This is a genomic window from Agrobacterium sp. LMR679, from assembly GCF_027157905.1.
Classification (GTDB): domain Bacteria; phylum Pseudomonadota; class Alphaproteobacteria; order Rhizobiales; family Rhizobiaceae; genus Agrobacterium; species Agrobacterium leguminum.
In genome coordinates this window covers 2,210,792-2,229,870 of the sequence record NZ_JAPVOJ010000002.1, presented here as the reverse complement: position 1 = coordinate 2,229,870, position 19,079 = coordinate 2,210,792, and the positions used below count along the sequence as shown (strand labels likewise).

The 19,079-nt window shown below is 60.7% G+C and carries 18 protein-coding genes and 1 pseudogene; 11 read left to right on the top strand and 8 right to left on the bottom strand.

The genetic code is table 11. The features are described 5' to 3' along the window. Positions 1–101 precede the first annotated feature (101 nt). Both O3W47_RS21560 and O3W47_RS21555 read left to right on the top strand, forming a co-directional pair. Positions 102–875, top strand: coding sequence for a ribonuclease T2 family protein (locus O3W47_RS21560; protein WP_269314567.1), 774 nt, complete (start codon positions 102–104; stop codon positions 873–875). A 112-nt stretch (positions 876–987) separates the two neighbouring features. After that, entirely contained in the window at positions 988–1,584 is a 597-nt protein-coding gene (locus O3W47_RS21555) for a glutathione S-transferase (protein WP_080817264.1), read from the top strand. Between the two features lie 116 nt (positions 1,585–1,700). On the opposite strand, the gene O3W47_RS21550 is transcribed toward O3W47_RS21555, so the two are convergent. Continuing rightward, positions 1,701–2,357: an outer membrane protein gene (locus O3W47_RS21550; protein WP_035261664.1), complete on the bottom strand. Its 657-nt coding sequence runs from the start codon at positions 2,355–2,357 to the stop codon at positions 1,701–1,703. 349 nt (positions 2,358–2,706) lie between these two features. On the opposite strand from O3W47_RS21550, the gene O3W47_RS21545 reads away from it, so the two are divergent. The 5 genes from O3W47_RS21545 to O3W47_RS21525 all read left to right on the top strand — a co-directional run bounded on the left by O3W47_RS21545 (position 2,707) and on the right by O3W47_RS21525 (position 6,948). Further along, positions 2,707–3,495, top strand: a complete 789-nt coding sequence (locus O3W47_RS21545) for an SDR family oxidoreductase (RefSeq protein ID WP_080817265.1) — start codon at positions 2,707–2,709, stop codon at positions 3,493–3,495. Further along, positions 3,492–5,543 carry an excinuclease ABC subunit UvrC gene (gene uvrC / locus O3W47_RS21540; protein WP_269314566.1) on the top strand — a complete coding sequence of 684 codons (2,052 nt, stop codon included), beginning with the start codon at positions 3,492–3,494 and terminating at the stop codon, positions 5,541–5,543. Before O3W47_RS21545 ends, uvrC begins: the two co-directional genes overlap by 4 nt. Before the next feature lie 103 nt (positions 5,544–5,646). Further along, the gene (gene pgsA, locus O3W47_RS21535; RefSeq protein ID WP_003520759.1) at positions 5,647–6,234 is read left to right on the top strand and encodes a CDP-diacylglycerol--glycerol-3-phosphate 3-phosphatidyltransferase; all 588 of its coding nucleotides are present in this window, start codon (positions 5,647–5,649) and stop codon (positions 6,232–6,234) included. Further along, positions 6,234–6,488: a molybdopterin converting factor subunit 1 gene (moaD, locus tag O3W47_RS21530; RefSeq protein ID WP_078054084.1), complete on the top strand. Its 255-nt coding sequence runs from the start codon at positions 6,234–6,236 to the stop codon at positions 6,486–6,488. Before pgsA ends, moaD begins: the two co-directional genes overlap by 1 nt. Positions 6,489–6,492: 4 nt before the next feature. Next, positions 6,493–6,948, top strand: a complete 456-nt coding sequence (locus tag O3W47_RS21525) for a molybdenum cofactor biosynthesis protein MoaE (RefSeq protein WP_137003271.1) — start codon at positions 6,493–6,495, stop codon at positions 6,946–6,948. Positions 6,949–6,957: 9 nt separating this feature from the next. Here O3W47_RS21525 and O3W47_RS21520 read toward each other — a convergent pair whose 3' ends face one another. Next, the gene (locus O3W47_RS21520; protein WP_269314565.1) at positions 6,958–7,854 is read right to left on the bottom strand and encodes a branched-chain amino acid ABC transporter permease; all 897 of its coding nucleotides are present in this window, start codon (positions 7,852–7,854) and stop codon (positions 6,958–6,960) included. Positions 7,855–7,906: 52 nt separating this feature from the next. Here O3W47_RS21520 and O3W47_RS21515 point away from each other — a divergent pair, with 52 nt between their 5' ends. Both O3W47_RS21515 and O3W47_RS21510 read left to right on the top strand, forming a co-directional pair. After that, on the top strand, positions 7,907–8,467 hold the full coding sequence (locus tag O3W47_RS21515; RefSeq protein WP_269314564.1) for a CGNR zinc finger domain-containing protein: 561 nt from the start codon (positions 7,907–7,909) through the stop codon (positions 8,465–8,467). Continuing rightward, complete coding sequence (locus O3W47_RS21510; protein ID WP_269314563.1) at positions 8,464–8,976, top strand: lipoprotein; 513 nt, start codon at positions 8,464–8,466, stop codon at positions 8,974–8,976. Before O3W47_RS21515 ends, O3W47_RS21510 begins: the two co-directional genes overlap by 4 nt. A gap of 98 nt (positions 8,977–9,074) precedes the next feature. Here O3W47_RS21510 and ndk read toward each other — a convergent pair whose 3' ends face one another. Beyond that, positions 9,075–9,497 (bottom strand): nucleoside-diphosphate kinase, encoded by a 423-nt coding sequence (ndk, locus tag O3W47_RS21505; RefSeq protein WP_003496769.1) that lies wholly within the window; start codon positions 9,495–9,497, stop codon positions 9,075–9,077. A 103-nt stretch (positions 9,498–9,600) separates the two neighbouring features. Further along, the gene (locus O3W47_RS21500) at positions 9,601–10,296 is read right to left on the bottom strand and encodes a glutathione S-transferase family protein (protein WP_020813408.1); all 696 of its coding nucleotides are present in this window, start codon (positions 10,294–10,296) and stop codon (positions 9,601–9,603) included. 258 nt (positions 10,297–10,554) lie between these two features. Here O3W47_RS21500 and O3W47_RS21495 point away from each other — a divergent pair, with 258 nt between their 5' ends. Together O3W47_RS21495 and abc-f are read left to right on the top strand one after the other, a co-directional pair. After that, on the top strand, positions 10,555–11,601 hold the full coding sequence (locus O3W47_RS21495) for a GGDEF domain-containing protein (RefSeq protein WP_164865481.1): 1,047 nt from the start codon (positions 10,555–10,557) through the stop codon (positions 11,599–11,601). Between the two features lie 69 nt (positions 11,602–11,670). Next, a complete protein-coding gene (gene abc-f, locus O3W47_RS21490) occupies positions 11,671–13,554 on the top strand; it encodes a ribosomal protection-like ABC-F family protein (protein ID WP_269314872.1) in 1,884 nt (627 codons plus the stop codon). A 141-nt stretch (positions 13,555–13,695) separates the two neighbouring features. Here abc-f and O3W47_RS21485 read toward each other — a convergent pair whose 3' ends face one another. The 4 genes and pseudogenes from O3W47_RS21485 to O3W47_RS21470 all read right to left on the bottom strand — a co-directional run bounded on the left by O3W47_RS21485 (position 13,696) and on the right by O3W47_RS21470 (position 18,617). Next, positions 13,696–14,178: a GlcG/HbpS family heme-binding protein gene (locus O3W47_RS21485; protein WP_080817270.1), complete on the bottom strand. Its 483-nt coding sequence runs from the start codon at positions 14,176–14,178 to the stop codon at positions 13,696–13,698. 89 nt (positions 14,179–14,267) lie between these two features. After that, the gene (locus O3W47_RS21480; protein WP_080817271.1) at positions 14,268–14,876 is read right to left on the bottom strand and encodes a response regulator transcription factor; all 609 of its coding nucleotides are present in this window, start codon (positions 14,874–14,876) and stop codon (positions 14,268–14,270) included. Continuing rightward, positions 14,873–16,580: pseudogene (locus O3W47_RS21475) on the bottom strand (sensor histidine kinase). The gene O3W47_RS21480 and the pseudogene O3W47_RS21475 overlap by 4 nt, the downstream one beginning before the upstream one ends. 96 nt (positions 16,581–16,676) lie before the next feature. After that, the gene (locus O3W47_RS21470) at positions 16,677–18,617 is read right to left on the bottom strand and encodes an EAL domain-containing protein (RefSeq protein ID WP_080818756.1); all 1,941 of its coding nucleotides are present in this window, start codon (positions 18,615–18,617) and stop codon (positions 16,677–16,679) included. Positions 18,618–19,079 lie beyond the last annotated feature (462 nt).

Genomic DNA, 19,079 nt, shown 5'->3' with positions numbered 1-19,079 from the left:
ATCAAAGATTGGCGGTTTGCCCCGTTCACAAGTTGATGTAAGACCGGATCGTCGCCCGCCGGCGATGTGAGGTCGTCCACTTTCCAGAGAACGTACACGGAATGAAGCGTTATGCCGGTTTCATCGCCCTGGGCCTTCTGTCGCTCGGCGCATTGTGGTTCGCGCGGGAAAATCCGGCTCCGACCGATCCCGCCGGTAACCGGCAGACGCAATCCCAATCGCAGTCCGCCGGCAATTCCCGGCCGGACGCCCCAGGGCGCGACGTTTCCCGACAGGAGACGGGCAAGAACCCTGCGCCCCGCGGAAACGGGTTCGATTTTTACGTGCTGTCGCTCTCCTGGTCACCGGCATTCTGCGCCAGTTCCGAAGGCTCGGGCAACCGCCAGCAATGCGGCAGCGACAGGCGTTACGGTTTCGTGGTGCACGGGCTGTGGCCGCAGAACGAAAACGGCTATCCGGAATTCTGCCAGAGCGGCGAGCCCGACCGTGTTCCGGACGCGATTGGCCGCACCATGTTCGATATCATGCCGTCCATGGGCCTGATCGGCCACCAGTGGCGCAAGCACGGCTCCTGCTCCGGCCTGTCGCAGAGGGATTATTTCTCGGCGACACGGGCCGCCTTCGAAGCCATCCGGCTGCCGGGAAAGATCGCCTCCGGCGCCGAAGCCGCCACTCTCTCCGCCGACGCCATAGAAACTGCTTTCACCGACGCCAATCCCGGCCTGTCGAAACGCGGCATCTCTATCAGCTGCGACGGCAGGCGCCTTGAGGAAGTGCGCATCTGCCTCAACAGGGACATGACATTCCGCGACTGCCCCGAGCTTGACCGCAAGGGCTGCCGCGCCAACGCCACGGAAATCATCCCCATTCGCTAGAGCGCATTGAATGTTCCCTGTTGCGCTCTTCTACACATTTTCCAGACATAAAACCGCTATGCAGCTTTATTGACTAATCCAGTCCCCAGACGACAACCCACAGGACACGACCATGGAACTGCTCTACTCGCCCGCCTCCCCCTACTCCGCCAAGGTACGTATGGCCGCGCGCCATCTCGGCATCGACATTACCTCCGTGCGTGTCGATACCAATGCCGAGCCCGCAACGCTGATGGACAACAATCCGCTCGGCAAGATTCCGGTCCTGCTTCTGGATGAAGGCGGCTCGGTCTATGACAGCGTGGCGATCATGCATTATCTCGACCGTCTTTCGGGCGGCAAGCTCTACCCGAAAAAGAACGGCAAGCGCACGGATGTGGAAATTCTCGAAGCGCTGTGCGACGGCATCATGGATTGCCTGCTGGCCATCGTTTACGAGCGCCGTTACCGCCCGGAAGACAAGATCCACCAGCCATGGATCGACAAGCAGTGGAGCAAGGTGGTCCGCGGGCTTGATTATCTCAACACCAACCTGCCGAAAACCGGCAAGAAGCTGCATGGCGGCCATTTCGCCCTGGCCGCGATGATCGGTTATCTCGACCTGCGTTTCGCCGGCGAATGGGCCGAAGGGCGCGATGCGCTGGCCGCCTGGCCGGAAACCTTCGGCAAGCGTTTCGAAGCCTATGCGGAAATGAAAGCCGCCGCCTGAGGCGGATAAAGAAGGACGCCCGGCCGGAAGACCGGGCATTCATGCCGACACTTAAGACCGAAAAACAAAAAAGCCGGGGCGAAACCCCGGCTTTTCCAATAGCGATCCTTGTGGGATCAGAACTTGACGCCGATACCGGCCTTGACGGAGTGGTCGTCATAACCACGCGAGAAGGCGTCGTTGCCGAGCGTGTAGTCCTTCTTCTGGTAGTCGCTGTAGCGATATTCCAGACGAGCGGTGATGTTGTCGGTAACCATGGCTTCAACACCGGCACCAACCGTGTAACCGAGAGCCGTGGCGCTGTCCTTGTTGACGCCGTCACGAACCTTGTTGTCGGAAACGGCGAGACCGGCCGTACCATAGAGCAGGAACGGGTTCATGTCGTAACCGACGCGGCCACGCAGCGAGCCGTTGACGCCCTGCTTGCCTTCGACGGCGCGACCTGCGACCGTACCGGCGGAACCGCGCTCGTCGCCGAGGTTGACGTCTGCTTCCGCACCGTAAACCAGCTGGCCGTTCTGCCAGTTGTAACCGCCGTAGAGACCGCCGCCAGCGCCCTTGGCGTCACGACCGTCGTTGCTGGAGCTGAAACGGCCCCAATCGTAATTGACCGTACCACCGAGGTAGGCGCCGGACCAATCCTTGACCGGCGCGGGCTGGTCGTAGGAAACAGGTGCCTGCGGCACTTCATTTACGGCGTCAGCGGCGTGAGCAGCCGAAAAGCCGGCGGCTGCCATGGTCGAAGCCATAAGGGTTGCTACGAAAATACGCATGCTATTCTCCTTTCAGGACCGCTCTGTACTCAAAACATTGTTCTCAGACGCGGTGTAAACTCGTCGGGTTAATCGCCCCTCTGGAAACTGAATTTGATAGGAGAATGCGGAGATCAAAGAGCCAAAATGTGAATTGTTTGGGGCAGCGACGTGACTAGAATTAGACGTTGCCTAATTGCCACAAGGGGTTTATTAACCCTAATAGAAGCCTAACCAGCAATAGATCGCCTTTAAACTTAGTTATATTCAAATTAAACCGAAATTGCATTGCGAATAAAAAATCGCCCAATTCTTTTGGGGCCGATGGACAGCTTGCGATTTGCATTTATATCCAGCAAATAGGACGGATATGAGCAAATGCAGGTCAGCCGTGAAAGAAAATATACAAAAGACAGTCTTGATAACGGGAGCCGCCCGCCGGCTCGGGCGGGCAATCGCCACCGATCTGGCCGCCCATGGCTTCGCCATCGCCGTCCATGCCAACGCATCCATGGCCAGCGCCGAGGAATTCGCTAACGAAATAAGGCAAAAAGGTGGCAAGGCCGTTGCCGTTCAGGCGGATCTGACACAATCCGGGCCTGCTTCGGGGCTCATCGAACAGGCTGCGTCAGTGCTGGGGCCTATCGGCGTCGTTATCAACAATGCGTCGGTTTTTCTCGACGACTCGGCGGACAAGCCCGATCCGGCGATCTTCGACGCGCATTTCGCCGTGCATGTGCGGGCGCCCTCCCTCATCGCCGCCGCCTTTGTCGAGCAGCTGCCTGCCGACAAATCCGGGCTGATCGTCAATATCATCGACCAGCGTGTGCTTGCGCTCACACCACGGTTTTATTCCTACACGCTTTCGAAATCTGCACTCTGGACGGCCACGCGGACGATGGCGCAGAGCTTTGCGCCGCGTGTGCGGGTCAACGCCATCGGGCCGGGCCCCACCTTCAAAAGCGAAAGACAGGCGCCCGAGGACTTTCAGGCGCAGATCGACGGCCTTATATTAAAGCGTGGTCCCGCACCGGACGAGTTCGGGCGGACGATTCGCTTTCTTTACGACACGCCGTCGGTCACCGGACAAATGATCGCGCTCGACGGCGGCCAGCATCTTGGCTGGGAAACCCCTGACGTGGCGGAGATAAATGAATGAACGGAAAGAAGCTGCCTGATGGCGGTATTCTCTTCGATGACACCGACGACGAAGATGACGATGCAAGCCTTGCCCCAACGGAAACGGCAGAGGCTTCGCGCGATGTCGTTGGCATGGACTGGAATGCGGGCTGGAAGAACGAATCCGGCCTGAAGGGCATGGACCTCATCGCCGAATTCGTAAAACACCTGCCCAACTCGCCGGGTGTCTATCGCATGTTCAACGAGGCGGGCGACGTGCTTTACGTTGGCAAGGCGCGCTCGCTGAAGAAGCGCGTCGGCAATTATGCCCAGGGCCGCGTGCATTCCAACCGCATTGCCCAGATGGTGCGTTTCACCACCCATATGGAATTCGTCACCACCCGCACGGAGACCGAAGCGCTTCTGCTGGAAGCGAATCTCATCAAGCGCTTGCGGCCGCGCTTTAATGTGCTTTTGCGCGACGACAAATCCTTCCCCTATATTCTCATTACCGCAGACAACCGCGCGCCGGCGATTTTCAAACACCGTGGAGCGCGGGCACGCAAGGGCGATTATTTCGGCCCCTTTGCATCGGCCGGCGCGGTCGGGCGCACGATCAATTCGCTGCAACGCGCCTTTTTGATCCGCACCTGCACCGACAGCGTGTTCGAAACCCGCACGCGCCCCTGTCTTCTTTACCAGATCAAGCGCTGTTCCGGCCCCTGCACGCATGAGATCAGCGATCAGGGGTATGAAGAACTCGTCAAGGAAGCCAAGGATTTCCTGTCCGGCAAGAGCCAGAGCGTCAAGACCGCGATTGCGCGGCAGATGAACGAGGCGGCCGAGGACCTCGATTTCGAGCGCGCCGCCGTCTATCGCGACCGGCTGGCCGCACTTTCGCATGTCCAGAGCCATCAGGGCATCAATCCCGCCGGCATCGAGGAGGCGGATGTCTTCGCCATCCACCACGAAGGCGGCATCTCCTGCATTCAGGTGTTCTTTTTCCGCACCGGCCAGAACTGGGGCAACCGCGCCTATTTCCCCAAGGCCGACCCATCGCTCGCCGGCTCGGAAATTCTCAACGCATTCCTGGCGCAGTTTTACGACGACAAGCCGGTGCCGAAACAGATCCTGCTTTCCGAAACGGTGGAGGAGCAGGAGCTGCTGGCCGCGGCACTCGGCGAAAAAGCCGGGCACAAGGTTACCATCAGCGTGCCGCAGCGCGGCGAGAAGAAGGACATCACCGACCACGTGCTTGCCAACGCCCGCGAGGCGCATGGCCGCAAGCTGGCGGAAACCTCGTCTCAGGCGCGGCTGCTGAAGGGTTTTGCGGAAACCTTCGGTCTTTCATATGTGCCGCGCCGGATCGAGATTTACGATAACTCCCATATCATGGGCACCAATGCCGTCGGCGGCATGGTGGTGGCGGGGCCGGAAGGTTTCGTGAAGAACCAGTACCGCAAGTTCAACATCAAATCGACCGACATCACTCCCGGCGACGACTTCGGCATGATGCGCGAGGTGATGACCCGTCGCTTCTCGCGTCTGTTGAAGGAAGAGGGAAAGCCCTACCGTGGGCAGACGCAGACGCAGACACCGGAAGAAGCGGCCGACATGCCTTTCCCCGCCTGGCCCGACGTGATCCTGATCGATGGCGGCCAGGGCCAGATGACGGCGGTACGGGCCATTCTCGACGAACTCGGCATTCGCGACTGTGTGACCGCCATCGGCGTCGCCAAGGGCGTGGACCGTGAGGCGGGCCGCGAACGCTTCTTTGCGGATGGGCGCAGCGATTTTTCGCTGCCGCCGCGCGATCCGGTGCTCTATTTCATTCAGCGCATGCGCGACGAAGCGCACCGCTTCGCCATCGGCTCGCACCGGGCGCGGCGCAAGAAGGAAATGGTGCGCAATCCGCTCGACGAAATTTCGGGAATCGGTCCGGGCCGCAAGCGCTCCCTGCTGCAGCATTTCGGCACGGCCAAAGCGGTTTCCCGCGCCGGCCTCAACGATCTGATGGCTGTCAGCGGCATTTCGGAGACGGTTGCGCGGCAAATCTACAATCACTTCCACGAGAGCGGCAGCGATTGATGCCGCGCCGTCGTGGTGAACTGCTAAAAAAACATAATCACATGTTGACGCTATGCCCTGGCGGCGGCATCAAGGCAGCTAATCTTAGACTGACAGGTTTCCCATGGCTTCGCGCGCATACAGCATTCCCAACCTACTCACCTATGGCCGCATCCTCGCGGTTCCTGTCATCGTTTTGTGCTTTTACATCGAAGGGAAACTGGAAAGCTCGGATTTCGCGCGCTGGACGGCATTGTGGCTGTTCATCATCGCCTCGCTGACCGATTTCCTCGATGGTTATCTGGCGCGTATCTGGAACCAAACGTCGAATATCGGCCGCATGCTGGACCCGATCGCCGACAAGCTGCTGGTCGCCTCAGTGCTGCTTCTGATGGCGGCGGACGGCACCATTGCCGGCTGGTCGCTCTGGGCGGCCATCACCATTCTCTGCCGTGAAATTCTGGTCTCGGGCCTGCGCGAATATCTGGCGGCGCTGAAGGTCAGCGTTCCCGTCACCCGCATCGCCAAGTGGAAGACCACAATCCAGATGGTCGCCATCGCCTTCCTGCTCGCGGGTCCTGCGGGCGACAAGGTGCTGCCCTACACGACCGAAATGGGCATCACCCTGCTGTGGATCGCGGCGGCGCTGACCATGTATACCGGCTATGATTACTTCAAGGCTGGCCTGAAGCACATCGTGGACGAAGACTGATGACACGGATCGTTTATTTCGCCTGGGTTCGCGAGAAGATCGGCACGGACGAGGAAGAGCTGGACATCCCCTCCTCCGTCACCACCGCCGGCGAGCTGATCGCCTGGCTTGCGACGCGCGGTGAAAATTATGAAGCCGCCTTCGAATTCCCCAATGTGATCCGCGTCGCCGTCAATCAGGAACATGTCGAGCATGATGAAAGCATCCTCGGCGCGCGCGAGATCGGCATCTTCCCGCCGATGACGGGGGGATGACCGGATGCAGCCGACGGTCCGCGTGCAGGCAGAGGATTTCGACGCTGCGGAAGAAACCCGTCGGCTGACGGAAGGGGACAGGAGCATCGGCGCGGTCGTGGCCTTCACCGGGCTCTGCCGGGATGATGGCGGCACGCTTGCGGCGCTGGAACTGGAACACTATCCCGGCATGGCGGAGGCGGAAATAAACCGCATCGCCAAGCTTGCCATGGAGCGTTTCGGCCTTCTTGGCCTCACCGCCATCCACCGCCACGGCAAAATCGCCACCGGCGAAAATATCGTCCTCGTCATCGCAGCTTCATCGCACCGACAGGCCGCCTTCGATGGCGCCAATTTCGTGATGGATTATCTCAAGACATCCGCCCCGTTCTGGAAAAAGGAACATGGCAAGGATGGCTCGGCGGGCGACTGGGTTGCGGCAAAAACAACCGACGATACGGCCAAGGACAAGTGGCGATAGGGGCCAGACTCAGGGCGCTCCCACCCTGCTGCGCATGACAATCAGCCAGCCGACCAGCATCGCCAGAACCACCGCATCGCGCCAGGCGGCCGGTCCGTAACCGACCCAGAAAGTTTCCGCAAAGCCGACGGCGGCGGCCCCAAGGCCGCAGATGAGCGGACTGGCATAACCGCCCGCCGCCGAAATCAGCACCACCTTCAGGCCAAAGACCAGACCAGCGCCGAAATCCATGGTGCCGTAATAGAATGTGGCCAGCACGCCGGCGATGGCGGCCACGAGGCCCGCTGCGCAATAGGAGACGAGAAATATCCGGCCGGCATTCACCCCGCATAAAGCGGCGGCGAAAGCATCGTCCGAGACGGCCTTCCAGCGCCTGCCGAAAGCGGAACGGCCAAGATAAAGCGACCCTGCGAGAATGAGCAGGCAGAAGGCCGCCGTGTTCAGCATCTGCATCGGCGTCAGGGTCACGGCAAAGCCGCCACCGGCCCAGAAGCGCACCGGCTGAGATAAAAGCGGCGGCAGCCATAATTGCCTTGTGTCGGCGGCCAGCCTCGCGCTTTCGGTCAGCGCGATCAGCACGCCGACGGAGGCGACGGTCACCGCATTGGGAGAGGCTTTCGCCAGCGGCCGCATCACCGCCCTGCCGACAAAACCCGCCGCCCACAGGCCACCGAACAGGCCTGCCCCTGCTCCGAGCGCCAATGTTGCCGGCAGAACCAGCCAAAGCCGGTTCCAGCCGAAATCGGCAAATAACAGGCAGGTCTGGCCGGCAAAGGCGAATATGGCGCCATAGGTGACATCGGCGCGTTTGGTGACCGAAAAGGCGATGGCATAACCAAAGGCCAGAACCGCATAGAGCGAGGCGACCGGCACGGCATTCAGCAATTGTTGCAGGAAATAGGCCAAGCGCGTCCTCCCGTCATGATTATAACTGTTAAAACTCATTTTGATAGTTATAATGTGCAGCATGACCTTTCGCTGGACAGAACATCGTTTCGCAGGCGGCGCATTGGCGCTGGATGTCGCCAATAGCGTGACCCTGCGCTCGGATGCGGCAAAATCAGTCGATCGTTTTGCCGTGCCGGCGCAGATCGCGGCCTTTGCCGAAGCGGCCACAAGGCTCGGTGCGGAACGTGACAGGTTTCCCACGCTCATTGCGCCCGAGGCGGAAAAGCAGGTGGTTTTTCTCGATCTTCGCGAGGCTGTCGACGATTATTTCCGCGCCGCCATTTCCGGCGACGACGATGACGACGGCAGGCTGGCCGGGTTTCTCTTCGCCTGCGGCACGGCGCTGCGGACGTTTCCGCTTGCCGAAAACCTCGGCAACGCCACCGCCCATTCCGCCCTCTCGCTGCTTGCCGGCGAGACACGGGAGCGGCTGCGGATCTGCGGCAATTGTGGCTGGCTTTTCATCGACCGCAGCAAGAACAGAAGCCGTATCTGGTGCGATATGGCTGTGTGCGGCAACCGGCAGAAAGCCAGCCGGCACTATCACCGGAAGAAGGAAGTGCGATCATGAGAAGAATTGCCCTCCCCTTGCTGGCGATTGCGGCAATGCTCGCTCTTTCCGGATGCCAGCGGGACGAACCGCGCGAAGTGGCCAAGGTTTCCGGTCGGATGTTCGTTTTCAATTATCGCGTCGCTATCGCCACCTATCTGGTGACGCTTCAGCGCATCGCCCCCGTTCGCGATGGCAGCACGGTGGAAGCGACGTTCGAAAACCCGCGCGGCGGTCCAGACCTCACCAGCCGCGAGAAGATTTTCCCGAAAGACGAAAAGATCACGGTTCAGAGCCCACCGGTGGAATGCGTGAAGCAGGACAAGCCCTACAAGGTCACCATCCGCATCAAGGGGCCGGAAGGCGACATTCTCCAGACCATCGAAACCACGATCCGCTCGGACACCGACCAGTCGCTTCTTCCCGCCAAGCCGCTGGTGGTCGGCCCGCTTTATACGCCCAATCCGGAAGTGTTCAGACCCGATGGCACGACGGATATGCGACCGGTTCAGGGGTGTCCGGCGTCCTAAAACAAAAAAACGGAGCCTTTCGGCTCCGTTTCTTCGAGTCTTTTCAGCAGCTTCGTGCAATCGCCTGCAACAGCGATTCAAGCCGTTGAGATTTTGAATCAGCCGACGATTTCGGTTTCGGCGAACCAGTAGGCGATTTCCTGTGCGGCGGTTTCCGGGGCGTCGGAACCGTGAACGGAGTTTTCGCCGATGGAGAGCGCGAAGGTCTTGCGGATGGTGCCTTCAGCGGCCTGGGCCGGGTTGGTGGCGCCCATGATTTCGCGGTTCTTGAGGATGGCGTTTTCGCCTTCCAGAACCTGAACGATGGTCGGGCCGGAAGTCATGCCTTCAACGAGTTCGCCGAAGAAGGGACGCTCTTTGTGAACGGCGTAGAAGCCTTCGGCTTCGCGCTTGCTCATCCAGACGCGCTTGGAGGCGACGACGCGCAGGCCGTTGTCTTCAAATACCTTGGTGATCGCGCCCGTCAGGTTACGCTTGGTTGCGTCCGGCTTGATCATCGAAAATGTGCGTTCAATCGCCATATGTCCGTTTCCTTTTCCTTCAGAGAAAGTGGGCGGTCTTTACCCGCCCAAAGGCCCGAAAACAAGGGGGATCGACGAGATTGCGACGATGATGCCAGACATTTCACGCCGCTGTCACACTGCGGCCTCTCGCATCGTAGAGATCGAGGCAGCCTTCGAACCAGTCCCGCACGGGGTCGTTATCGGCGAACAAATCCGCCCCGGTGGTGATCCGCGCCCATTGCAGCGCGCCGAACACGATGTAATCCGCAAAGAGCGGCGATGTGCCGCCGATGAAAGGCTGAAAGCTCAACATACGCCGGATCGGCGCAAGCAATGCCGGAAAGGCTGCGATTTCCGCCTCGCGGTTCGCCACCACATCCTCCAGCGGACGGCCGAGCGCTTTCGTGCGGCTGTCGCGGAAATAACGGCGGTCCGGCTCGTCCAGCATATTGTGGATATCGAGCACGGCAATACGCACGATGGCCGGGTGAAGCACCGTCTGAGACCAGCTTTCTACGAAACGGGCCATGGCCTTGCCGCCCTCGCCGTTGAACAGCGACGGGCGCTCCGGATAGGCTTCGTCCAAGTAAAGCGCGATTTCAAAACTGTCGCTCACCAGCTCGTCGCCGTCGCGCAGGATCGGCACGGTCTTCGAAAACCCGTCCTCCACCGTCGGGATCACCGTGAAGGGTAAAGGCCGTTCCTCGAAATCCAGCCCCTTATGCGCCAGCGAAAGCACGGTTTTCCAGCAATGGGGAGAAAATGGCCGGGAAGTATCGCTTCCGCATAGCGAATAGAGCGTTCTGGAAGTCGTCATGGGCTGCCCCTCTTCTGCAACATCGATGGAGCGATATAAAAACGGTCGCCGCCCGAAATCAAATCAGGATTTGTCATATTATCGATCAAGGAACGCCTCAGGCACACCCGCCTTCCACAACGCGGAATTTATGCTTCGTGACGGCAAATTTCTTTGTGGATTTATTCTATTTTAAACCGTCGCTTGTAAGAATAACGCCGTTCAACAATCGGTTATCGCCGGTCCATTCATAATAATCCATTGCTATTGGGGCTGTCAGTGACGACATCGGCGGGCGATAAAAAACGCGAACAGGCAAGAAGCGCTCTTGTCGTTACCAAGATCACGCAGTTCATCGCCAAGATGAACATTGCACCTTTGCCGCGCAATTATGAATTGATCTATGAAATATTGTCCGGACACAATCCGGCCATGGGCCGTGACATTCTCGCGCTCGGCAATGCGCCGCAGCAGCATGAAATCGACCTCATAGGCCAGCGGCACAATCTGCCCGGCTTTTCGCGCATCGAAGCCGAACAGATGGCAAGCGAGGCCTTCGATACACTGACGCAGATTTCCGCGCGCCTGGATGCAAGCCTTCAGCGTACCCAGACTTTCCTGGCCAGCCTTGAGCAGGATGAGGATGGCGAGCCGCCCGCAACGGAGCGCTTCGTGGAGTTGCTGGGCGATATCCATGAAGAACAGACGAGCCTTCGGCATTTCATCGCCATGGGGCTGGTGAAAATCCGCGAGGTTGAAAGAAACCGCGCGGAGCTTCAGGCCGCCTCGCTTCGCGATGCGCTGACGGCCCTGCCAAACCGGGCCGCCTTTCTCGAAAAGCTTGGCGCTCTTTTTGCACGGGACCGGGCGGCCTCAGCCACCTCGCTGGTGCTGCTGGATATTGACCATTTCCGCGAAATCAACGGCAAATATGGCTCGTCTGCCGGCAACAAGGCGTTGCGACGTCTCGCCGCCCTGTTTCGCAAGACCATCAAGAAGGACGATTTCGTCGCTCGCATCGGGGGTGATGAGTTTGCCTTTCTGTTTGCAGGCGTGCCGCAAAACACGGCCGAGGCCATTGCCGAGCGGTTGCGGCAGAGCGTGGAGGCATTGCGCTTCGCGACCACTGGCGGCGATGGCGAACATCTGACCGTGTCGATCGGCGTCGCGGAAGTGGATGGAACCGCGACGCCGGCCGAGTTTTTCAGCCATGCCGAACTCGCTCTGCTTTCGGCCCGCTGCGGCACGCGCAACTGCGTCGTCGGTTATTCGCGGGAGGTGGCGCAGCATAGCCGCAGCAGCTATCTGGCGCAGCTCGGCGATTGACAGTTTAATCTCGCCCGATGTGGCGCGGGCGCTCTTGCCTTGGCCAGACAGTTCGGCCAAAACGGCGCCATGATTACGATTACCGATCTTTCCGCCCGTATCGCCGGGCGTCTGCTTCTCGACCATGCCAGCGTGACGCTTCCCGCCGGTGTGAAGGCGGGCCTTGTCGGCCGCAACGGCGCCGGCAAATCCACCCTGTTCCGGGTCATCACCGGCGATTTCTCGGCGGAAAGCGGTTCGGTGACAATCCCGAAACAGGCACGCATCGGCCAGGTGGCGCAGGAAGCGCCGGGTACCGAAGAATCGCTGATTTCCATCGTGCTTTCGGCCGACAAGGAGCGCAGCGCGCTTCTGGCCGAGGCGGAAACCGCGACCGATCCGCACCGTATCGCGGAAATCCAGGTGCGGCTTGTCGATATCGACGCCCATTCGGCGGAAGCGCGCGCCTCCAGCATTCTTGCCGGTCTCGGTTTCGATCACGAGGCGCAGCTTCGCCCGGCCTCCTCCTTTTCCGGCGGCTGGCGCATGCGCGTGGCGCTCGCCTCCGTGCTGTTCGCAGAGCCCGACCTGCTGCTGCTCGATGAGCCGACCAACTATCTCGACCTCGAAGGCACGCTCTGGTTGGAGGATTATATCCGGCGTTATCCGCACACCGTCATCATCATCAGCCACGACCGCGATCTTCTCAACAATGCCGTCAACTCCATCGTGCATCTGGACCAGAAGAAGCTGACCTTCTATCGCGGCGGTTACGACCAGTTCGAGCGGCAGAAGGCCGAGGCCGACGAATTGCAGATGAAGGCGAAGGCGAAAAACGATGCCGCGCGCAAGCACCTGCAAAGCTTCATCGACCGTTTCCGCGCCAAGGCCACCAAGGCGCGGCAGGCGCAGAGCCGCATCAAGGCGCTGGAGCGCATGGGCACCGTCGCCGCCGTGATCGAGGATCACGTCCAGCCGATCACCTTCCCGGAGCCGGAAAAGCAGCCCGCCTCCCCCATCGTCGCCATCAATGGCGGCGCTGTGGGTTACGAGCCGGGCAAATCGATCCTGAAGCAGCTCAATCTCAGGATCGACAATGACGACCGCATTGCGCTGCTCGGTTCCAACGGCAACGGCAAATCCACCTTCGCGAAATTCATCTCCGGCCGGCTTGCGCCGCAGGCGGGCGATCTTCGCGTCGCCCCTGGCCTGAAGATCGGTTTCTTCGCGCAGCATCAGCTCGATGACCTCGTGCCGGATGAAACGCCGGTCGAACATGTACGCAAACTGATGCCGCTGGCCCCGGAGGCGCAGGTGCGCTCCCGCGTGGCGCAGATGGGTCTCGCGACGGAAAAGATGGCGACGGCGGCAAAGGACCTTTCCGGTGGCGAAAAGGCCCGGCTCCTGATGGGACTTGCGGCCTTCCATGCGCCGAACCTGCTCATCCTCGACGAACCGACCAACCATCTCGATATCGACAGCCGCCGTGCGCTGATCGAGGCGCTGAACGATTACAGCGGCGCGGTCATCCTCATCTCGCACGACCGCCATCTCATCGAGGCGACAGTGGACAGGCTGTGGCTGGTGGCTGACGGCACGGTCAAGACCTTCGAAGGCGACATGGAGGAATATCGCGATCTCGTCGTTTCCTCCGGTAAGAAAAAGGAAGACAAGACCGACGCCGCGGCCGATCAGGCCTCAAAGGCAGATCAGCGCAAGGCCAGTGCGGAAAAGCGCGCCCAGCTTGCGCCGCTCAAGAAAAAGATCAACGAAATCGGATCCCTGACGGCAAAGCTTGAGAAACTGATTCAGTCGCTCGACACGGAACTTGCCGACCCTGCCCTATATGAAAAAGCCCCCGCCAAGGCCGCGCAGAAAGTGAAAGAACGCGGTGAGGCCGCCAGCAAACTTTCCGACGCGGAGGAGCAATGGCTGCTGCTTTCCAGCGAGTATGAGGAAGCAATGGCGGGGTGATGCGCGGCGGTGACGTGGTTTTCGGCACCTTGTGAAGGGAAACCCATCTCCGTCATTCCGGCCTTGAGCCGGAATGACGGAGATGGACAACCCAAGGCATACGGCGACCTCCCATGAAGCCGCCGGACCTTATTGACAATCTTACTTCGCGCCGATGGCGTTGAGGCCTTCACGGGCGCATTCGGTGTCGATCGCGCCCGACGGCGCGCCGCCGACACCGATGCCGCCGACCAGCGCTTCGCCGATCTTGATGGGCAGACCGCCAGCCTGAACGACCAGACGGTCATCCATGGTGCGCAGCCCTTCATTGGCGGGCTTGGAGGCGACGAATTCGGCAATTTCGCCGGTGTCGCGACCGAGCGATGCGGCAGCAAAGGCCTTGCCGGTTGCGCTGGAGACCGTGTGCGGGCCGGAGCCGTCCGCCTTCAACACCGTCTTGGTGGCGCCGTCGCGGGTGACGATGGCAACGGTGACGGCGTTGCCCTTGGTCGAGCAGGCCTGAAGCGCAGCCTTGGCCGCCTTTTCCGCCATTTCGAGCGGCAGATAGGGCGCGGTCGGCAGCGTCTGCGCCAATGCGGCCGAAGGAGCGATCAGGGCGGAAGCGATGAGAAGGGTGCGGATCATTGAGAGGTCCTCTTGCTTGATGAGGACTGCAGCTTAAGCGGACGGCGTTCCATAGCGAATCCGTAAGACTTGCCGGCGGCTCGGTAGTTCTACCGATCCGCGCCGGCTTCCAGCCAGAGCCTTGTCATTTCCGCCTGCGAGGTGGTGCCGAGCTTGAGACCGATGGCGGCGCGATGGCTGTCCACCGTGCGCGGCGACAGGCCAAGCCCGTCTGCGATCTGGCGCGTGGTAAAACCGAGGGCGATGCGTTCGAGTATCTCCCTCTCCCGTGCGGTCAGCAGCGACAAAAGCGCCATCGTTTCCGCGTGCAGCGCTTTTGCATCGAGCGTGCGGGCCAATATCCGATGCGCCTTCTGGATCGCGTCGATGAGATCCTGCTCATCTATGGGCTTGGAGAGAAAATCCACCGCGCCATTGTGAAAGGCCCTGCGGCAGGCTTCGATATTGCCGTGACCGGAAATGATGATGACAGGCCAGTCGATCCCCTCTTCCGTCAGCTTTTCCTGCAGTTTCAATCCGGTAATGGCCGGCATGCGGATATCGAAGATCAGGCAACCCGGTTCGAGCCCGGATAGCTGGCCGAGAAATACCACCGGATCGGCAAAGCCCTTCGCCTTGATGCCGACGGTGGACAGAAGCAGGATCAGCGCCTTGCGCACGGCGTCATCGTCATCGACGAGATAGACGGGCAGCGTCATGGGTTCTGCGCCTCCGCTGCAATCGGCAGGACAACGCGGAAAAGCGCCCCATTCTCACCCTCGATATAGCGGATTTCGCCGCCTGCGCGCTCCACCAGCCGCTGGCTGAGGGCAAGTCCCAGCCCCATGCCGTTCGTTTTCGTGGTGGCAAAGGGCGTAAACAGCCGGTCGCGCAGGCCGGGTGCGACACCGGGGCCGTTATCGGCAACTTCGAGAAGGGCGAAATCACCGCTCCGGCTTAATCTGGCGGTAATCGCGCGTCTGCCTTCGATGGCAGTGAGCGCATCGAGCGCGTTGCGCAGCAGATTGAACATGACCTGCTCTATTTCAACGGGATCGACCCGCACCAGGAGCGGAGCATCAGGCATCTCGATGTCGATGCTGGCCTCATGCCGGGCCGCTTCGCCCGGCAAGCAGCGCATCGACGTTGCGCAGAGCGGCACGCAGATCATGCGCCGCCACCGGCTGGCGGTGCGGCAGCGACCAGTTGCGAAACCGGTCGAGCATATTGGCGGCGCATCGCGCCTGATCGATCATATCGTCGAGGGCACCGGAAAGGGCCGCGACATCCTGACGGGCAAGCAGCCGCCGCCCGGCCTGCGCCTGCGCCAATATCGCCGTCAGAGGCTGGGTCAGTTCATGGGCAAGGCCGCTTGCCATCTCTCCGAGGGCATTGACCCGCGAAGCATGGGTGAGCCTCGCCTCCATGCCGCTCAGCTCGGCCCGTCTTTCGGCGGCGCGCATACGCGTCCTCTGTCTTGCCATGACGGTGCCGAGCAGGAAAACGATGCTCGCCCCAGCCATGCCCGCCAACAGGGCCCGGCCCGGCAAGAGATCGCGCCAGGTGATCGAGAGCGCGACCTCAAGCATGAGCGGCTGGGTGGCGCTGCTCAGCTGCCGGACATATTGCGGCGCTTCCGGTAGAGAGGGCGGACCGAACAGGACTGTACCGTCAGGCATTTTGAGGCGGATCACCGCCTGTTTCGCCGACCAGAACGGAGCATCGGACGCCAGAAGCCGCGCGGCATCGACGGCAAGCACCAGTACTTTCGAGGCCGTCTCGCTATTGGGGCTGCGCTTGACGATCATGTAGTGGCCGGGCCTGAGATCGCTCGCCACCAGGGCGGGCCGTCCGGTAAAGACTGACGCCGCCCTGCGGATCGCTGCTGCCAGCTCGTTTTCCAGCGGCCGGGTGCCGATAACAGGCCCCGCCTCATCGAGGGAAACCAACTGAACCTCGTCGATGCGCGGGTAAAATTGCAGAATGGGTGCCGCGACATCGAGCAACAGGCCGTAATCCGCCCCCTGCTCCGCCTGGGCCACCGCCGAAAGCGCCGTCACATGGGCATCATGCTGATCGGCCCGGCGGGATGCCTCGGCCTGCAACGCATCACTTTGCCGCCCCAGCTCGCCGAGCAGGCTGACATATTGATAAGCCGCCAGAGCGGAAATGACGGCCGCCATGAGCAATGCCCAGGCCAGAAACAGGCTGAGAAAACTCCATCCTGTCAGCGGCCGCGGATTGTCCGTCGTGTGTCTGTCGCCTGATACGGCATGGGCGGCTGCGCGAAGCGAGCGGCCGGCGCTGTCCGCGCCCCTGGCCGCCTCATTCGGCAGGTGCTCGGCCGGCTTTCCGGGCACCTCGTTCCATGCATCGTTGTTTTCCAGCATCGGCTCGCCCGCATGACCTGCAAAAAGGGTCATAACATTCGCTCATCAAAGGCGTTTCTCAGCACAGACCGGGAAAACATTCAATGCAGCGGTCGCCGAATTTGCCCCTGACCGTGCTTGGCCGCCGCGCTAGGCGCACGCCCTGCGGGCCTGCAATCGGTCGAGCGGCACGGCGGGGGAATAAAGATAGCCCTGCCCGAAGCGTATGCCCATCTGCATGAGAAGCCGGCTCTGCTCTTCCGTTTCTATACCTTCCGTTACCAGCTTTGCGCCGTAACGCTCCGCACTCTCGAAGGCGAGCGCGATGGCGTCCCTGAACCGCGACTGGTCGAGCCTCGACGTCATCCAGTGGTCGATCTTGACCTCTTCGAACGGGAACCGCGCAAGCAAAGTGAGGGCCGCATAACCGGTGCCGAAATCATCGAGCGCCAGCCGGATGCCCGCGGCAATCAGCGTATCGAAATTCTGCTGCACGACATCGGTGGTCGGTATCCTGCTCATCTCCGTCACTTCGATCGAGAGGCGATGCGCCGGCACTGCCATTTCGTGCAGCAACACCACGACCCGGTCTGCGAAATGCGCACTCGCAAAAGACGAAGCGGAAATATTCACCGCCAGATGAAAATCCGCATCGAGGCCGTGCAGGTCGCGAAGATCGCGCACGACGGCTTCGATCGTCGACCATTCGAATTCCACCAGCAGCCGATGGCGTTCGGCGATCTCCAGCACATAATAGGGCGAAAGCGCCTGCCCCCGCGCATCGACCGCGCGCAGGAGCGCTTCGGCGCCGATCATGCGGCGATTGCGCATTTCGTATTTCGGCTGGTAACAAATGGGCGGCGTGCCGGATTTGATCCAGTTGACCAGCATCTGCCGCACGGCCTCGTCCCGTGTCGCTTTTTCGGCAAAGGAGAAGGGGAAAATCTGCACCGGATGATCGCTTCCCTTCAGCGCGAGGCTGAGGTGCCTGAGGAAGGAGGCGACGTTCTGCCGGGAAAGCCTGTCCAGATTCGCCGCACCGATCTTGAGATGCGGCACCGGCCCCGCCTCCGCCGAGCGGCAAAATGCGCTCAACCCGTCATGCAGATGCATCATGAGTTTCGCACTTTCGGACTTCTCCAGCGAAATCCCCCGCATGACGACCGCAAGTGTCGTATCGCCGAACATGAAGCTGCAGGGCGTATTGGATCTGCACAATAAGCCGTCTTCCCGGTCGCAGATTTCCCGCGCCAACCTCGGCCAGAAAAGATCGCTCCAGTCCTCGCCCTCGCAGGCGGCGACATCGGCAATATTGACGATCTCGATCAGAATGAGGGCGTGCGGAACGGCCGGCTCCTGCCGCATCGCCGCTTCGATATGGTCCTTGAGGGCGCGTCTGTTGGGCAGGCCGGTCAATGAATCCGTCCGCGCCGCCACCTCGCGTTTCCTTGTCTCTTCCCGCGCCCGCGCCTCGCTGCGCAGCAGGATGAACAGGCAGACGATCATCGGCAGGCCGACGGCGACCGCGCCCAGGGTTCGGCGGCCTATTGCGCTCAAAAACAGCGTCTGGTCGACCAGCCCGAGCGCGAATGAGACAGAGATCGCAAGCAGCACGGCAATGAACCTGACCGCGAAGACAGTAAGGATATCCCGAATTCCCAGATCGGCGAGGCGGCGCTTGCGCATCCAGCCATACATGATGATGCCGCAGGCCGAAATGACGACCATGTCCTGCAGGGCCGCAAAAAACAGCACGGGACCGCCGAACACGAAACGCCCGGCCGCCACGAGGGCAAGGCTGATCAGCCCGCCCTGCCAGGATCCCAGCACCCCGGCCAGAAACAGCAGGTCGGAGCGGATATAGGGTTTGGAGGGCAGCTTGATGAATTCGGAAACCAGCAATGTCAGCAGAAAGCCAGTCGCCCCGAACACGATGCCGTAATAGATTTTATAGCGTGGATCCTCGAGGGCGATGTTTCGCCGCAGAAGGATCAGCACAGACACCATGCCAACGACAGCAGCCGCCTGAAGCAGCAGAAACGGAAGTTCGGCAGCCGATGCTGCCGCTTGTGCGGCGATCAATTCCATCATCTGCATTCCCCGATTATTATTTGTTCTGGCGCCGGCATTCCGGCATATGGCCTTCACAAATCCTGCTTCGTGCAGGACAGAATTTATAACACAATCACCAGGCCTTCAGTGTCCTATGCCGCCATTGCGGCTTCGACGCTGTAAAGCTTCGCTGACCCCCGACAATTGGCCCCATATACACGGAGGCCAGCACCGGCCACGGTGCTTCGCCTTCCAAAGCGCCGCATCGGCCCGGTTCACCATCCCCTATGTGATTTCCCTGCCGTCATCGGGAACCGGAATGCCGAAGCAGCCCGCGAACCGGGCATAGCGACGGGCAGCATACGGCCAGCTCATGACACCGAAAACCAATGCATGTGCATTGAATGGATGGCTGCTGTCATCGACTTTGCGAACGGAGCCAGACGAACGACCATCTTCAAGTAAAACCGCCATGCACCTGCTCTTAAAAAATCTATTAAA

What these genes read in the sequence shown, in the direction of transcription:
- O3W47_RS21560 (WP_269314567.1), top strand. Translation starts at nt 102, where the DNA reads ATGAAGCGTTATGCCGGTTTCATCGCCCTGGGCCTTCTGTCGCTCGGC.
- O3W47_RS21545 (WP_080817265.1), top strand. Translation starts at nt 2,707, where the DNA reads ATGAGCAAATGCAGGTCAGCCGTGAAAGAAAATATACAAAAGACAGTC.
- O3W47_RS21500 (WP_020813408.1), bottom strand. Translation starts at nt 10,296, where the DNA reads ATGACGACTTCCAGAACGCTCTATTCGCTATGCGGAAGCGATACTTCC.
- O3W47_RS21480 (WP_080817271.1), bottom strand. Translation starts at nt 14,876, where the DNA reads ATGACGCTGCCCGTCTATCTCGTCGATGACGATGACGCCGTGCGCAAG.
- O3W47_RS21510 (WP_269314563.1), top strand. Translation starts at nt 8,464, where the DNA reads ATGAGAAGAATTGCCCTCCCCTTGCTGGCGATTGCGGCAATGCTCGCT.
- pgsA (WP_003520759.1), top strand. Translation starts at nt 5,647, where the DNA reads ATGGCTTCGCGCGCATACAGCATTCCCAACCTACTCACCTATGGCCGC.
- O3W47_RS21550 (WP_035261664.1), bottom strand. Translation starts at nt 2,357, where the DNA reads ATGCGTATTTTCGTAGCAACCCTTATGGCTTCGACCATGGCAGCCGCC.
- abc-f (WP_269314872.1), top strand. Translation starts at nt 11,671, where the DNA reads ATGATTACGATTACCGATCTTTCCGCCCGTATCGCCGGGCGTCTGCTT.
- O3W47_RS21525 (WP_137003271.1), top strand. Translation starts at nt 6,493, where the DNA reads ATGCAGCCGACGGTCCGCGTGCAGGCAGAGGATTTCGACGCTGCGGAA.
- O3W47_RS21555 (WP_080817264.1), top strand. Translation starts at nt 988, where the DNA reads ATGGAACTGCTCTACTCGCCCGCCTCCCCCTACTCCGCCAAGGTACGT.
- O3W47_RS21485 (WP_080817270.1), bottom strand. Translation starts at nt 14,178, where the DNA reads ATGATCCGCACCCTTCTCATCGCTTCCGCCCTGATCGCTCCTTCGGCC.
- O3W47_RS21470 (WP_080818756.1), bottom strand. Translation starts at nt 18,617, where the DNA reads ATGATGGAATTGATCGCCGCACAAGCGGCAGCATCGGCTGCCGAACTT.
- ndk (WP_003496769.1), bottom strand. Translation starts at nt 9,497, where the DNA reads ATGGCGATTGAACGCACATTTTCGATGATCAAGCCGGACGCAACCAAG.
- uvrC (WP_269314566.1), top strand. Translation starts at nt 3,492, where the DNA reads ATGAACGGAAAGAAGCTGCCTGATGGCGGTATTCTCTTCGATGACACC.
- moaD (WP_078054084.1), top strand. Translation starts at nt 6,234, where the DNA reads ATGACACGGATCGTTTATTTCGCCTGGGTTCGCGAGAAGATCGGCACG.
- O3W47_RS21515 (WP_269314564.1), top strand. Translation starts at nt 7,907, where the DNA reads ATGTGCAGCATGACCTTTCGCTGGACAGAACATCGTTTCGCAGGCGGC.